This window comes from Sabulibacter ruber, from assembly GCF_017355955.1.
In the GTDB taxonomy this organism is placed as follows: domain Bacteria; phylum Bacteroidota; class Bacteroidia; order Cytophagales; family Hymenobacteraceae; genus Nibribacter; species Nibribacter ruber_A.
Window position 1 is genome coordinate 532,759 of the sequence record NZ_JAFFID010000001.1, and the last position, 14,874, is coordinate 547,632.

At 50.7% G+C, this 14,874-nt stretch carries 11 protein-coding genes; 8 read left to right on the forward strand and 3 right to left on the reverse strand.

Annotated elements, in window-relative coordinates; genetic code table 11:
* The first annotated feature begins 148 nt into the window (after positions 1 to 148).
* A complete protein-coding gene (locus tag JT719_RS25495; RefSeq protein WP_341350754.1) occupies positions 149 to 1,051 on the forward strand; it encodes a phosphorothioated DNA-binding restriction endonuclease in 903 nt (300 codons plus the stop codon).
* 130 nt (positions 1,052 to 1,181) lie between these two features.
* On the opposite strand, the gene JT719_RS02265 is transcribed toward JT719_RS25495, so the two are convergent.
* Entirely contained in the window at positions 1,182 to 1,913 is a 732-nt protein-coding gene (locus JT719_RS02265; protein ID WP_207430647.1) for a pseudouridine synthase, read from the reverse strand.
* Positions 1,914 to 2,016: 103 nt separating this feature from the next.
* On the opposite strand from JT719_RS02265, the gene JT719_RS02270 reads away from it, so the two are divergent.
* From JT719_RS02270 to JT719_RS02280, 3 genes are all read left to right on the forward strand, one after another.
* Entirely contained in the window at positions 2,017 to 2,838 is an 822-nt protein-coding gene (locus JT719_RS02270) for a membrane or secreted protein (RefSeq protein WP_207430649.1), read from the forward strand.
* Between the two features lie 603 nt (positions 2,839 to 3,441).
* On the forward strand, positions 3,442 to 4,200 hold the full coding sequence (locus tag JT719_RS02275) for a class I SAM-dependent methyltransferase (RefSeq protein WP_207430651.1): 759 nt from the start codon (positions 3,442 to 3,444) through the stop codon (positions 4,198 to 4,200).
* Between the two features lie 309 nt (positions 4,201 to 4,509).
* Positions 4,510 to 6,492 carry a cellulase family glycosylhydrolase gene (locus JT719_RS02280; protein ID WP_207430653.1) on the forward strand — a complete coding sequence of 661 codons (1,983 nt, stop codon included), beginning with the start codon at positions 4,510 to 4,512 and terminating at the stop codon, positions 6,490 to 6,492.
* Between the two features lie 684 nt (positions 6,493 to 7,176).
* On the opposite strand, the gene JT719_RS02285 is transcribed toward JT719_RS02280, so the two are convergent.
* On the reverse strand, positions 7,177 to 8,544 hold the full coding sequence (locus JT719_RS02285; protein WP_341350733.1) for a S8 family peptidase: 1,368 nt from the start codon (positions 8,542 to 8,544) through the stop codon (positions 7,177 to 7,179).
* A gap of 641 nt (positions 8,545 to 9,185) precedes the next feature.
* On the opposite strand from JT719_RS02285, the gene JT719_RS02290 reads away from it, so the two are divergent.
* The 3 genes from JT719_RS02290 (at position 9,186) to JT719_RS02300 (ending at position 12,849) form a co-directional block, all read left to right on the forward strand.
* Positions 9,186 to 10,304, forward strand: coding sequence for an SDR family NAD(P)-dependent oxidoreductase (locus JT719_RS02290; protein WP_207430657.1), 1,119 nt, complete (start codon positions 9,186 to 9,188; stop codon positions 10,302 to 10,304).
* 57 nt (positions 10,305 to 10,361) lie between these two features.
* On the forward strand, positions 10,362 to 11,816 hold the full coding sequence (locus JT719_RS02295; protein WP_207430665.1) for a glycoside hydrolase family 43 protein: 1,455 nt from the start codon (positions 10,362 to 10,364) through the stop codon (positions 11,814 to 11,816).
* Positions 11,817 to 12,081: 265 nt separating this feature from the next.
* Entirely contained in the window at positions 12,082 to 12,849 is a 768-nt protein-coding gene (locus tag JT719_RS02300) for a hypothetical protein (RefSeq protein WP_207430667.1), read from the forward strand.
* A gap of 366 nt (positions 12,850 to 13,215) precedes the next feature.
* Here the strand turns inward: JT719_RS02300 and corA are convergent, their stop codons facing one another.
* Positions 13,216 to 14,166, reverse strand: coding sequence for a magnesium/cobalt transporter CorA (corA, locus tag JT719_RS02305; protein ID WP_207430676.1), 951 nt, complete (start codon positions 14,164 to 14,166; stop codon positions 13,216 to 13,218).
* A 339-nt stretch (positions 14,167 to 14,505) separates the two neighbouring features.
* Here corA and JT719_RS02310 point away from each other — a divergent pair, with 339 nt between their 5' ends.
* A complete protein-coding gene (locus JT719_RS02310) occupies positions 14,506 to 14,871 on the forward strand; it encodes a BlaI/MecI/CopY family transcriptional regulator (protein WP_207430678.1) in 366 nt (121 codons plus the stop codon).
* Positions 14,872 to 14,874 lie beyond the last annotated feature (3 nt).

Here is a 14,874-nt window from a genome sequence, read left to right on the forward strand (position 1 = left end):
TGTTATCATTCATTTTCACCAATTTTAATCACCTCAAATTTGATTTAACTTTGAAGTATTATTCGGATACATTAATCCGGTAGTCTCTTCATCTCATTTTTACTAACAGGATTAAATTAACTTACATTTATAAGTGAGTAAAAATATCATAACGGCACCTGAAAATCTTTTAACAAAATTTTCAAACATCAACACTTGGAAAAGCAAAGGGATAAGGGCACCCCATAAGCCTTTGCTAATATTAATTGCCCTAGCTGAAATTCAGAATGGGAATACGGGTTTTATTCCCTACTCCACTATTGAACCAAAACTAAAAGAACTATTACTTGACTTCGGACCACAACGCAAGACAATATATCCAAACTTTCCTTTTACCAAACTGGCAAATGATCATCTTTGGGAATTTGATAAACCTACATTAATTGATTCTAAAAAGGATTACTCCTCTAGAGAACTTTTGTCGCTAAACATACAAGGTAAATTTCCTGCTCAAGTAATGCAGCAACTCAAAGACTACCCTGAGCTGCTTCAAACAGTAGCACATAACATTCTAGATCAAAACTTCCCCGAAACGTTACATCAAGACATATTAGATGCGGTTAGGCTGCATTTAGATTCTACTTCCTCAGGCATTCTTCTGAAAAAGCCAAAGCAGAGAGACCCGCAGTTCAGGAACAGAATTCTAAAAGCGTATGAATACCAATGCGCAGTTTGCGGCTTCAGTGTTAGGCTAAGAAATAACATTTTGGCTTTAGAAGCGGCCCACATCATGTGGCACCAAGCTGGTGGTCCAGATGTGGAAGTGAACGGCTTGGCTCTTTGCGCAACCCATCACAAGCTGTTTGATTTAGGAGCCTTTACTGTTGATGCAAAGTTGAGAATGCTGGTGTCAGACGAAGTAAACGGCATGGGTGCTTCTGAATGGCTTGTACAGCATCATGGCAAATCTATAAAGCCTCCTCAAAAGAAGGTCTTCTACCCAGATCCTGAATTTACCATCTGGCATGTGAAAGAGGTATTCAAAGGCGGGTATAGAGAGATAGAATATTGAATTATAAAGAGATAGAATATTGAATCGATTTCCTTTTAGTTTTTTTGCTGGAAAGCAAGCTAAAAACACTCCTGCATACAAGTAATAAAATAGGAATGCATAAAAGGACAGGTGACGACCTATCCGTACTTTATTTTGGAAGATTTGGTATGTATTGATGAGGAAGACCTTGTTGTAGTTCATGTATTTGCTCATCTGTTAAAGTAAGCCACTCCCCCGGCAGCAACTCTCCTAACTCAATATTCACCATCCGCACCCGCACCAACCGCTCCACGGCATACCCTAGCTTATAGCACATGCGCCGGATCTGCCGGTTGAGGCCCTGCGTGAGCACAATGGAAAACGTCTTTTCTCCTAGCGGCTGTACCTGGGCAGGCCGCGTCTTCTGGCCCATGATCACCACCCCGGAGGCCAGTTGCTCTAGCGCATCGGGGGTTAAGGGTTTGTCTACCGTCACCACGTATTCCTTTTCCTGGTGGCTTTCGGCGTGGCTGATGCGGTTGTAGAGTGCCCCGTCATCGGTGAGCAGCATGAGCCCTTCAGATTCCTTGTCCAGCCGCCCTACCGGGAACACCCGCACATTCAGGTTCAGGGCCTGGGCCAAGTTGTGCTCAATAGTGGGGTTGAGCGTAGATTCCACACCGCGGGGTTTGTAGTAGGCCAGGTACGTAAAGGTTTGAGGTTCTTTGAGCACCTGCCCGTCCAGTTGCACCTCGTCCTCGGGCCGAAGCGCCTGGTTCAGCTGGCCTTTCTGTCCGTTCACCAGCACCCGTCCCGCCGCAATGGCCTGCACCGCTTCCTGGTTAGACATCCGGGCTTTCTGCACCACAAAATGCCGCAACGATGACGTAATTGCTTTCATGCCGCAAATATCCTGAAAACAGGCCAAAAACGGCGGAAGCCTCGCAGATTTCGTATTAAAGGTACCTGAAACCCAAATCTTCCACCTAGCTGATCTTCCACGTATGGCAGCACTCTCTGTTTTCATCTCGCAGGTACTGGTGAGCCTGGTACTATTGGCAACCGGCCCGCTGGAAACCTCCCTGAAGGAACGCACTGCTTCACAGGCCCAGGCAGCGGCACCTGGACTGACCACCCCGAAGGCCACGGAGCTGGAGGGAGCCTGGCAACTAATGCCTAGTTCCCGCACCGGGCAGCAGGCAACGCAGGTCATGCTCCTCGCCGATGGCTTTTTCACCGTGGCGCAGTTTGACAAGGCCGGGAAGAAATTCATGGGCACGTATGGCGGCACCTATCGGCTAAATAACGGGAAACTCACGGCCACCTATGAGTTCAACACCTTTGACAGCACCAAAGTAGGCTCCTCAATTACGGGCAGTTACACCCAAAAGAACGGGAACTGGCAAATTCAGGGAATAAACGGAGCGGGTGCCACGCCGCTGGCCTGGGAGAAAATGCCCGCCCAAAACACCAACTCTCCCCTGGACGGTGCCTGGCGCATCAGCCACCGCGAAGGGCAGGACGGCCAGATGAACCCCATGGTGCCGGGCCCCAGGAAAACCATCAAAGTCCTGTCCTCGGATCGGTTCCAGTGGATTGCCTTCAACTCTGCAACCGGAGGCTTCTTTGGCACTGGCGGCGGCACCTACACCGCCCAGAACGGCAAATACACCGAGCACCTGGAGTTCTTCTCCCGCGACAACAACCGCGTAGGGATGGCTTTGTCCTTCAACTTCGCCATGAAAGACGGCAACTGGCACCACAGCGGCCTCAGCAGCACCGGCAACAATATCAACGAGATCTGGCAACGGCTGTCAAAGCAGTAGTCTTGCGTTGAAGGCGGCTCAGGTGCATGGTGTCATTTCAGAGTAGCAACTAAGAAGTGGTGCTGCTTCTAGGAAAAGGCCGTTTGATTGCACCCTTTTGCCTGCTACAAACCGTGGGTTATGCAGAATGTCTCAAGTTTGCCTAGAGCCCTACTACTTAGGACCTTAATCGGGAGATTTTAAGGTGTGACTTGAAGTGTTTTGCGGCCATTTTATAAAAATAGGCTCCAAACGAACAAGAACAGCTATGCTCCTTGCACGCTTTTTCAAACCATTTAATACGGGAAAGTAGATGGTCCCCCTTTGAAGGGGGTAGGGGGATGAAAAGCAGTTTCAAACATCAGACGGTTTTAATATTTAATAATGGATACTTACTTCTAATTCGCGTAGGATGAAGGCCACTTCTGCACGAGTAATCATCCCCCTACCCCCTTCAAAGGGGGACCATCAAATACCGTGGCAAAGAATGGTTTGTAAGGTATTAGGTGGATAGGTAGCAATAGGACTATGCAGGACCATTAGAAGGTTGAAGGGCCTTCTTCCTCTTACAGGCAAACCATTCTCTCTTTGCTGGGTTTATAAGACGCACCTGATTTCTCTCCCATGAAAAGAAACGCCTTCCTTACGTCTTCCCTCGTTCTCTCCCTGCTTTGGGGCACGTTGCTTCTTTTTGCCGGGGCTTGTGATTCGCAGCCGGTGAAAAGCCAGCAGGCGACAACATCCATTTACGCCACCAAAACCCCGCACCCCGATGGCACCGGTAAGGTGTACCTGGGCCGGGAGATTGCGCATGTGATGTCGGCGGCGGGCGGCAGGTGGCTGGAGCGAGACACCCGCCAGGAAGAAGAGAATGTGAACCTGGCCATCCAGAAACTGAACCTGCAGCCTAATAGCGTAGTCGCCGATGTGGGCGCGGGTACCGGGTACTACACCTTCCGCCTTGCCCCTTTGGTGCCGCAAGGGAAAGTGTACGCCGTAGAGGTGCAGGACGCCTTTGTCTCAGCGCTGGAAGCCCGCAAAAAGGAACTGGGCCTAGCCAATGTGACCGTGGTGAAAGGCAGCGCCCTATCGCCTAACCTGCCGGAGAATTCCCTGGACCTGGCTATCATGGTGGATGTGTACCATGAACAGGCGTACCCGCGCGAGATGCTGCAGGCGCTGCACCGGGCCCTGAAACCCACCGGTAAGCTCCTGCTGCTGGAGTACCGCGCCGAGGACACCACCGTGCCCATCAAAGAACTGCACAAAATGAGCGTGGCTCAGGCCAACAAAGAACTTGCTGCCAATGGGTTCACCCTGTACAGGCAGGAGAATTTTCTACCCATTCAGCACTTTCTGCTGTATGAGAAACGCCAGAAATAAGCCCTAGGAAAGGTTTGTCTCAACTTTCCCATTCGAGTATCTCAAAGTCACATCTTCTCTCAGGCTTGTTTTGGGTCTGTTTTCCTGAAATCAGGACAGAAACAGAATAGGAAGCATGAAAGGACCTACCTGATCTGGGTAGAGGCCAAAGCCAAGATGTTGCTCTGATGAACTACGAGATGTTGCTCTGCTGAATTTATATATGGCGCTTATCCCCTGATCCAAGCGTATATAGATAAAATAAAATTTCGATAACTTAGACGCAGTACCTTTCAGAACCAGATGAATTGAACCTATACTCCTACCCACATGACTGCCAGAACCGGTAAACCCAGAAAAGCCACGCCGTGGCTCCCGCTTGCTTACCTTTTGTTTCTGTTTTTCCTCTCCTTTAGGGGAAACGCCCAGGAAACGCCTTTTAAGAAGGGCATCAACCTGACCAACTGGTTCCAGGCCAACAGCGCCAAGGAAATCCAGTTCAGCCGGTACACCAAACAGGACTTTGAGCAGATCAAGAGCCTGGGCGTGGATGTGATCAGGTTGCCCATTAATCTGCACGCCATGACCAAAGGTGCGCCGGACTACACCATTGAGCCGCTCTTTTTCACTTTCCTGGACGAGGCCGTGACCTGGGCCGAGGACCTGAACCTGCACCTCATCCTGGACAACCACTCCTTTGATCCGATCGCCAATACCCAGCCCAGTGTAGAAGGCATCCTGGAGAAAGTCTGGCCCCAGATGGCGCAGCATTACAAAGACCGTTCGGAGCGCATTTATTACGAGATCCTGAACGAGCCGCACGGCATCTCAGATGCCCAGTGGAACGCCATCCAGGGCCGCATTATCCAGGCCATCCGTCGGCACGACACCAAACACACGCTCATTGTGGGGGCCACCAACTTCAACAGCTACCACAACCTGGCGCAGATGCCGGTGTACCCAGACAACAAGCTCATCTACACCTTCCACTTCTACGATCCGTTCCTGTTCACCCACCAGGGCGCTACCTGGGTAGAACCCTCGCTGCTGCCGCTGGCCAACATGCCGTTCCCGTACCGCGCCCAGGACATGCCTGGCCTACCCAGCAGTCTGCGCGGCACCTGGATGGAAAACGCTTACAACAACTATGCGCAGGAAGGCACCGTGGCCAAGGTGAAACAGCTCATTGACATTGCCGCCCAGTTCCAGCAAAGCCGTAAGGTTCCCGTGTTCTGCGGCGAGTTTGGTGTGCTCATGGATTACAGCCGCAACGCTGACCGTGTGTTCTGGTACAACGAGGTGCGCCGCTACCTGGAAGAGAAGAAAATTGGCTGGACCAGCTGGGACTACCATTACGGTTTCGGGTTGTTCAAGTCCGGTGGTTCCGATCTGTTTAACCACGACCTGAACGTGCCGCTGTTGGAGGCCCTGGGCTTCACCGTGCCTCCCCAAACGCCTTACGTAAAGCAACCCGATAACACTGGTTTCGCTGTTTACACCGATTATATTGGAAAGAACATCCAAAACGCCAGCTACGGCACCGGTACCCTGGATTTTTATTTCGATCAGAAACCCAACAACGGCCGCTACAGTTTGGCCTGGACCGGTGCCGAGCAGTACGGCAGCATCGGCTTTGATTTCAAGCCCGACAAGGACCTTTCCAGACTGAAGCAGGAAAACTACGCCGTGGATTTCCTGTTCCGGGGCACCGCACCCGCCATCAGCTTTGACATCCGCTTCCTGGACACCAAAACCGCTGATCCCAACGACCATCCCTGGCGCGCTGCCGTGACCGTGACGCCCGAGCTGGTACCTTTTGATGGCCGCTGGCACCACGTACGCCTGCCCCTGAGTTCTTTCACCGAACGCGGCTCCTGGGACAACGGTTGGTTCAACCCTGATGGCAAGTTTGACTGGACCAGCATTGACCGCCTGGAAATCACCACCGAGTACGGCAACTTAGGCCAGACCAAACTATGGTTCGATAACCTCATGATCTCCAACCAGGACACCGCTAAAATCTATGACACGTCCGTTTTTACCAGCGCTGTGACTGGGGTGAAACCCTCGCTGGGCAAATCAGAGGTAAAGGTCTACCCCAACCCGGCCGCCGGTTCCCTCTACCTGGAAACAACCCTGCCCGGCACCTTAAAGGTGGAGTTGAGCAACAGCTTGGGCACCGTGGTGTACCGTGGCACCTTCGCGCAGAAACTGAAACTTTCAACGGCTTCTTTCTCACCGGGTGCCTACATGCTCAAGGTCATTCAGCCCAACGGCCAATCCATCACCCGCAAGATCATGCTCCAGCGGTGACGGCTTTAAGAAATAAACTATATGATTTAAGGTTCATTTTTCAATTTGAGCATAGAAACAAAAAGACGTTCATGAGGCGTTGATGGTCTTTTCGCTAGCTAATTCCAGTTAAACCTAAACAGCAAGGGTCTCCTGAGTTAGTTCAGGAGACCCTTGCTGTTTTACTTCTACTTTTCCTAAAACAATCAAAAAGGGTATGCGGTTTTAAAAGCCAAAGCGAGGTACCTGATTACACCTTTCCAAAGGACACTTGAACCTTTCCTTTTACTTTCTTTCCCCTCGCTCGCCTCTGGCGAGTGTGAGTTACTAGGGGGCGTCCCGCCGCCATGAGGTTATTCTTACTTTAAAGAACACCACATCATCAATCCAACTTTTTGAAAGCGCTCTTCCGCTTTTCGATCCCCCTATGGCGCGGAAGTTACTTCCGTGCCTAGCCTAGAGAGTCACGGAAGTAACTTCCGCGCCATAGCAATCAATGCCATCTCAACAATAATAATGCAGCCAATCAAAACTCAAAGCCTCCTGATATGCAACTCGGCCAGAGGCCTCCCCATAACGCACACTCGCCGGAGGCGAGCGAGGGATGGTTAGAAGCATGTACTGCCAGCCTTTTGAACCCTTGTAAAACAAAAAAGGCCGTCCTGAACTTCTTCAGAGCGGCCTTTCCATTTGTGGGCTGATTTTCTAAAATTTACTCATATTCAGGCGTCCGCCGGTCACGCACTTACCGGTTAAAGAAGAAGTTGGGGTAGCGCTGCTCAGGATGGCGTTCTTGATGGCGGCGGCTGTAGCACCCGGGTGCGAGGCCGCATACAAAGCTGCCGCACCGGTGACGTGCGGGGTGGCCATGGAGGTACCGTTGTACGCCGAGTAGGTGTTATAGGCCGTGGTAGACCAGATGCTGGAGCCAGGTGCTCCAATGTCCACGGTTTTGGCGCCGTAGTTAGAAAAGGAAGAGCGGGCTCCGGTGGAAGTGATAGCCGCCACCGCAATCACGTTGCTGTTGGTGTAGTTTGAGGGGTAGTTGGCCACTACATCGTTGTTGTCGCCCACGCCGTCTGAACCTCCGTTGCCGGCGGCGGCTATAAACAGGATGTTCTTGGCATTGGCCCGGTTGATGGCATCGTACAGGGCTTGGGAGTAGCCGCCCCCACCCCAGGAGTTGTTGCTGGCTACAATGTTGATGCCGTGGCGGTTTTTCAGATCGGTGAGGTAGTCAAGGGCTTTGATGGCGCTGGCGGTGTTGCCTCCGGTGGGGCTCATGAACTTGCAGACGATCATCTTCACGTTCCAGTTCACGCCTACCACGCCGGATTTGTTGTTTTTGGCGCCTATGGTCCCGGCCACGTGGGTGCCGTGGTTGTCCTGGCTGCCGGTGGTGGTGCCATCATACACGGTATTGTTGTTCCCGCTGAAATCCCAGCCGTTCACGTCGTCAATGTAGCCGTTGCCGTCGTTGTCCCGGCCGTCTACGGGGTCATAAGGATTGGTCCATACCTGGCCCTGTAGGTCTGGGTGGGTGTGTTGTACGCCTTCGTCAATGATGCCCACGTACACCGAGGTTGATCCCACATGATTAGCGACCCAGGCTTCGGCGGCCTGACTACCGTAGATGTTCTTGGGGGTGGTAAGATCTCCGTTCAAACCCCAGAGATACCCATTGGTGTAGTAGGGCTCAGCAGTAGTGACCTGGTGGGTGTACACGTAGTTAGGCTCAATGTACTCAATCAATGAATCACCTTTTACTTTGCTCAGGGCCTCCAGGGCGGCCAGGGGCGTGTGCACCAGTACAAGGCCTTCTTTGTCGCCCAGGCGCTCCATGGTTTTGGTCAGGATCTTCTCCTTCACTTTTCCGCCAATGCGGGATAGCACGGCAGCTTTGGCATTATCGGCGGTACCGGCTTTGAACTTCACCAGCACTTCATTGGGCATTACCTTCTGGCCTTCCTCTGATTTGGCCTCGGTTTGCCGGGTTGCTGAAAGTTCCTGGTTTTCCAGTAACTGATCTGTATTGCAGGACGATAAAAACGTCACGGATGCTAGCAGGGACACAGCGGCAAACCTTCCTAGAGCTAGGGGCTTTCTCTTCATCTGTAAGAACTATAATAAGGGTTTAGCAGGAATTGTTATGTAGCTTATCTTTTAAAGTTATTCAACCAGGATTGATTTTCTACAATTATCAGCCGTAAACCCCTAAAGTTCTTGAAAGAGAAAAAATGAAAGTTACAGGAATACAAACCCTGATTTATAAATAGTTACACAAAAACCTAAACCCCTCTCACCAATCTCCTTACATATAAATTCTATATATTTAATTCAATCACCATCCTAACACACATAAAATAACAAAGTAGAATTTTTACAATTCAGTCCAGTATTGATTTAGTAATTAAACGAAAGTCATTCTAAACACCTTGTTTCTTGATTTTACTTCTATTAAGTATAAAATTCCTAATCTGATTTCAATCTTACACCAAAGATCCATGCACCCATTCCCTGTATTCTAATCAGATGGGATACACTGTAATCTGCTGATTATTGAGGTGCCTGTCAATACCAGTTCTGTCCTGCCAAGAATGAGAATGGGGCAATTCCCTCTGGCTTTCAGAACTATTTAAGAAAACATCGGTACTGCTGTAGTAGGCAGGTAGCGTCGAGGGGCTTGAAGTATTCACTGTTTAACGTTTACACTCATGAGTACATTATTACAGGAGAGAGCAAGAAGTATCACCCGCATATTTGAAGGTATAGAGGGCAGGACAGTTCAACTTAGCCAACTCAAGCACCGATCTTACTATCTGTTCCAATCCATTCAATTTCTTTTGGCAGCCCTGATCATCTGTTCCCTGGCAAGTTGCTCTACTTCTAAGTTGGGGTCGGCTGGTCAGCGGAAAGTAGCCGGAAAAACTTTCGTGATTGTAGGAGCTTCCAGCGGGTTTGGTAGAGGGGTGGCGGAACAACTGGGGGCCTATAAAGCCAATGTAGTGCTGGCTGCCCGCCGGGGCGATGCTCTGGAGGAAGTAGCCACCAAGGTACGCGCCGCTGGTGGTACCGCTTTAGTGGTACCCATGGATATCAGCAAGCCCGAGGACGTGCAGCGCTTGTTGCAATTGTCGGTGCAGCAATTTGGTAAGATTGACGTCTGGATCAACATGGCGGGAGTTGGCGCCATCGGGCGGTTCTGGGAGATTCCCCTGGAAGACCAGGCCCGTATTGTAGACATCAACCTGAAGGGAATCATTTACGGTAGCCATGCCGCCATCCGGCAGTTCCAGTTGCAGGGCTACGGAACGCTCATCAACATGGGCTCTATTGAAAGCGAGAATCCGCTGGCCTACCATGCCTCTTACGCCTCCACCAAAGCGGGCGTGCGGCACCTGAGCCAGGCCATCAACCAGGAACTGAGGCTCAACGGAAACAAAAACATAAAAGTAGTGACCGTGGAGCCCTGGGCGGTGGATACTCCTTTCTGGCGCCACGCGGCCAATTACAGCGGCGGCACTCCCCGCATGGCGGCCATGGACCCGCCCAGCAAAGTGGTGAACGCTACCATCAGAGCTTCCATCAGGCCCAGAAAAGAACTGGCGGTGGGTTGGAAAGCGAAAGGAGCCAAGTTCTCCCATAAGATCTTCCCGCATTTCACGGAGCGAATCTCGGCTAACATTGCCCACCGTTACCAGATCAAAACCGCCCCTCCGGCTCCGCCTACCTCAGGCTCGGCCTTTGAGCCCATGGCCAGTGGCCGGGGCGTGGATGACGGAGTGCGCCAGCGGATGAAGGCCGAAAAGAAGATGCGCAAGCAGAAGAAATAAGCCTACCCAGTAGAGAATCAAAGGAGTGCCTGGCAGATACAGGAGAAAGGAGTACTTATGCATCAGGAAAACGAGTTAATCACTCCCCAGGGAGCACCATTTCGGTTTGAGGTAAGACTCAGGGAAGAGAACGAGGACGGCGAGACCACGTTCATCTTTGAGGTAACCGGCCAGACACCTGTGAGCGGGGAAGGTAAGTTCCGGAAGTATGAACTGGCAGAAAGGGCGCACACGGCCTACCTGACGCTTTTTGGCACCCTGGCCACCGACTTTGGACTGCGCACCCCACAGAACAAGAGACAGACTGCGGTAAAACCTTCGGGTAATTTCCCCTACCAGGAGTTGCTCATTTATAACTTAACGCCGCAGATTCTTTATGGCTACGGCGACCCGGCGGTGCTGCGAGTAGAGGCAAGTACAACTGCCCAGGACCCTACCTACTACCTGGTGGCTACCACCAATGATGCCCCAGACTCCTTCCCTATTCTTCGGTCTAAAAACCTAAAAGAGTGGCAACTGGTAGACTTCGTTTTCCCGAAGGGCCGCAAACCGGAATGGGCCGCCGAGGGGGAGCTGGTCAGTGATTATTGGGCTCCCGAGATGCACCAGGTAGGCAACGAGTTCAGGGTTTACTTTGTGGCCCGGGACAAAAATACCCATGAACTATGCATTGGGTTGGCCCGGTCCTCTTCGCCGGAGGGGCCTTTTGTGCCGGAAAAAGCCCCAATCCTGAAGGGGAATGTCATTGATCCGCACGTCTTTGTGCAGGATGCAGAAACCACGTATCTTTTCTGGAAAGAAGACAGCAACGAAGTCTGGCCCCGGCTCCTGATCGATTTACTTTACCAGAACCCCACCTTTATTCCGCAGCTATTTGAAGAAGAAGAGGACCAAAGAACGGCCTCTTTCATTTTGGCTATCTGGCCCTGGGCAAAAAAGCTGGAGCCGATGGAGCGCTTCCTGGTGACCCAGGTTCTCATTGAGGCGGTGATTTCCCGGTACCTGGAGTTCTACCAACAATTAGAAGACCTGGCGGGGGAACAACCACCAGCCCTGCAGGAGAGCATAAGAACGGTACAGCAGTTCATGAAAACGCCCCTGTATGCCCAGCAGATGACGCCAAACGGAACAGACTTGTTAGGCGAACGCACCAAAGTGCTGGAGAATGACCTGGCCTGGGAAGCGCACCTGGTAGAAGGCATGTGGGTGACCAAACAGAACAATCGCTTTTACCTGTTCTACGCCGGCAATGACTTCTCTACGGACCAGTATGGCATAGGTGTGGCCCACGCAGACGCACTCCTTGGCCCTTACCAAAAAGTCTCGGCGCCAATCCTGCAATCTACCCGGGAGTGGTGGGCACCGGGTCACCCCTCGGTGGTTACTGGTCCGGACGGAAAGCCCCTGATGATTTTACACGCCTACTTCCCAGGCAAGGCAGGCTACAAAGAATTCAGGGCCGTGTTAGCCGCCCCGCTCACGTTTGAGGGAGATCAGGTAAAGGTTGGGTGACCGTACCAAGGCAGATTTTGTTGTAGCCGAAACGCTGCCACGACGCCCAGGTTGGTTCATCTCTGTTTTGGGGCAGTTTTGCAGAAAAGACACCTAAAACCGCTTAGATAATCAAGGGAAAGGTATAAAGCCCCATCCACCTGAGCCTACCAATAGAGCGTTTCTCAACTACTTTCTTTCCAGGAGAGCCTTCCTGACTTTATCATGACGAGTCGATTTCCGTACCTTTGGAAGTCTATCTGTACATGTTCTCACCCTGATTCTGATGAACCGCTTTCTCCCGCAAGATGCCTCCCTCCAGTTGCTCCAGAAAATACAGCAGATGGGTTTGCCCATGACGTATGAGTATGATAGGCACCGCGTCATTCTCCTGGATGAGCAGGGAAACGATCAGTTGTATTTCAGGCTTCCCATTACCTTGCCACCGCTCCAGAAAACCAATGAGTTCAAAGCCCAGCAGGTGAACTACGTGATGTTGCTTATTCAGGCGGGAAGCTGCGCTATGGGGTATTTTGAGAACGGGGTAAACTTGGACCATAAGGTGTACCGCTCTTATATGGTGCGCAAAAAACAAGGGAAAAGCCAGATCAAATACCTGAAGACCAAAGGCAAATCCCGCGCTGGTTCACGGGTCCGGCTAGGCGAAACCGCCGAGTTCTTCGAGAACATCAACGGGCGCTTGCAGGAGTACTTCAGGGAGCATGAGATTCACCGCATTGCTCTGAGCTGCTCTAAAACCCTATTCCCCTTTTTGTTTGACTCTAAAACACCTACTCCTTTTGACAAACGGGACGAGCGCATTTTCAGGATCCCTCGCCATGTGCACACCCCCATCTACGAAGTCATGATGGACACCGACCGTTTTCTCCAACGCGGCGAACTCATCTATGACCCCATGCATCAGGAACTAGTAGACAAATTGATGCCTGTCCATCACCCCTTGGATGACATAGAGGACTATTTTCCTGATGACGAGGAAGACTTTTCTGAGGATGAAGAAGAGGATGAGGGTTTCTACCCGGGAGAATGGTAGGAAAATGCATGGATTCCAGCTTGTTTATGGTTTGTTTTGAATAAAACAGCCTCAAAACAGGAAGTTCCTGTTTTACGCCTCGGCCCACTTCAAAGACTAAGAGAGGCTGAGGAATAAGCTTGGACAATCAATAACTACTCAAAGGGCAAAGGCCCACGTTCCTTTTAAGTCAGCAAAGGTTGTTTGAGAAAGTCGTAGAAAGGGGCTGCTGGGAAAGTGGTTTTGAGGCTAGCGCCTCACTGAAGTTGCAAACTTCAGATCATGGTAAGTCCAAGTCACAGACTTGAACTATGGAGAAATAAAGGTTCAGCAGGTATAAACATCCCCCTTCGCCCCCTTCAAAGGGGGAATCTGGCCAAACCTAACCTACAGCCATTTCTTTCTTTTAAAATACCACAAGAACGCCAGAGAAGACAGCACCATCATGCCCAAGGCAAAAGGGTAGCCGGCAATCCATTCCAGTTCTGGCATAACTTTGAAGTTCATCCCGTAGATACTGGCAATGAGGGTGGGCGGCATGAACACTACGGTTACTACCGTGAAGATCTTGATGACCTGGTTTTGCTCTATGTTCACCAGACCCAGAAAGGTATTCTGGAGGTACTCCAGGCGTTCAAAGCTGAATTGCGTGTGTTGCAGCAGCGAGTTGATGTCTTTAATAATGATGCGGAGGCGCTCTTTCTCGGGTTCTTCCACCGCGAAGCTGCGCAGCAAGGAAGAGACTAAGCGTTGCTTATCTACGATACTCTCCCTGATCAGGATGGAGTTTTCCTGGAGTTCGGTGATCCGGAGGAGGACTTCTTCTTCAATGGACTGCTCCTTTACCAGGCGCTTACTCACTACGTTGGTGGTGCGGGACAAGAGCTCTATAAAGTCGGCATCGTAATCGATCTGGGTTTCCAGCAGGAGCAGCCAGATCTGCATGGCTTTGGTAGCCGAGCTTCGGAACGATTTCATTTTACGCACCACCTCCCCAAAAGACTTCAGTTCGGTACGGCGTAAGGTAAACAGAATCTCGTTTTTCAGGATAAAGGAAACCTGACGGGTAATGTAGGAACCCTCCTGATGCATCACAAAGGAAGTATTGGCTTCAAAGATGTTGTCGTCTTCAAAATAGCGGGAACTGCTTTCAATCTCGGCAGCCTCCTGCTGGGTGAAGAACTCAATCCCAAATTCCTCCTCTACCATCCGCTGCTCGTGGTCTGAGGGCGCCTGCAGATCTACCCACACAATCCGTCCTTTCTCAGTTGCCTGGAAGCTTTCCGGATTTTTCTCCCAATGCACCTCGCCACCTTTTATATAGAAGCTTCTAATCATGTTTGCCTTGAATGTGATTACCTCCAACGTGCGTGCAGCACCTGAGGCCATCTCTCCTTCTGCAAACTTAGAGAAATATGTTTGCTTGAAGACAGGAAAATTTCCAGGCCAACTCCCTTGCGTTACTTCCCCGCATTTGCGCTTGAACTGCTTTGACCTACAAACCATACAGCCCACTGGAGCCGAGCACCAGAACCTCCTATCAAAATTCTATTTTACAACCACTTACATGAGCATCCATCAACCAAACTAGCCTTGTTTACTAACCGATTAGTTTTTCTCCTAAAATATTAGGATTACTCCTAATTAATTAGTAGTATTGTTTTAAACATTACCGTTATGCAGAAACTAGGGAAAAGAGAAGAGCAGATCATGCAGATTGTCTGGCAGTTAGAGAAGGCATTTATCAAAGACATCATAGATGAACTGCCTGAGCCAAAACCGCACTACAACACCGTTGCCACCATGGTGAAGATCTTGACCGAGAAAGGTTTCTTACAGGCCGAGAAGATTGGCAACACTTTTCAGTACTCTCCTTTGATACCCTTGGCCGAGTACCGCAAGCAAGACGTGGCCTCTATCAAGAAGAAATACTTTGGAAACTCCTTTTCTAAGATGATCACCCACTTTGCCAAGGAAGAAGATCTTTCTAATGAAGAGATAGACGAGCTGCTCCGGATCATCAACGCTAAAAAGTCATCTTAATCC

Bases quoted from the DNA above. Each gene is read 5' to 3' on its own strand.
- JT719_RS02265 (WP_207430647.1), bottom strand. From the start codon at position 1,913: ATGAAAGCAATTACGTCATCGTTGCGGCATTTTGTGGTGCAGAAAGCC.
- JT719_RS02270 (WP_207430649.1), top strand. From the start codon at position 2,017: ATGGCAGCACTCTCTGTTTTCATCTCGCAGGTACTGGTGAGCCTGGTA.
- JT719_RS02275 (WP_207430651.1), top strand. From the start codon at position 3,442: ATGAAAAGAAACGCCTTCCTTACGTCTTCCCTCGTTCTCTCCCTGCTT.
- JT719_RS02280 (WP_207430653.1), top strand. From the start codon at position 4,510: ATGACTGCCAGAACCGGTAAACCCAGAAAAGCCACGCCGTGGCTCCCG.
- JT719_RS02290 (WP_207430657.1), top strand. From the start codon at position 9,186: ATGAGTACATTATTACAGGAGAGAGCAAGAAGTATCACCCGCATATTT.
- JT719_RS02295 (WP_207430665.1), top strand. From the start codon at position 10,362: ATGCATCAGGAAAACGAGTTAATCACTCCCCAGGGAGCACCATTTCGG.
- JT719_RS02300 (WP_207430667.1), top strand. From the start codon at position 12,082: ATGAACCGCTTTCTCCCGCAAGATGCCTCCCTCCAGTTGCTCCAGAAA.
- corA (WP_207430676.1), bottom strand. From the start codon at position 14,166: ATGATTAGAAGCTTCTATATAAAAGGTGGCGAGGTGCATTGGGAGAAA.
- JT719_RS02310 (WP_207430678.1), top strand. From the start codon at position 14,506: ATGCAGAAACTAGGGAAAAGAGAAGAGCAGATCATGCAGATTGTCTGG.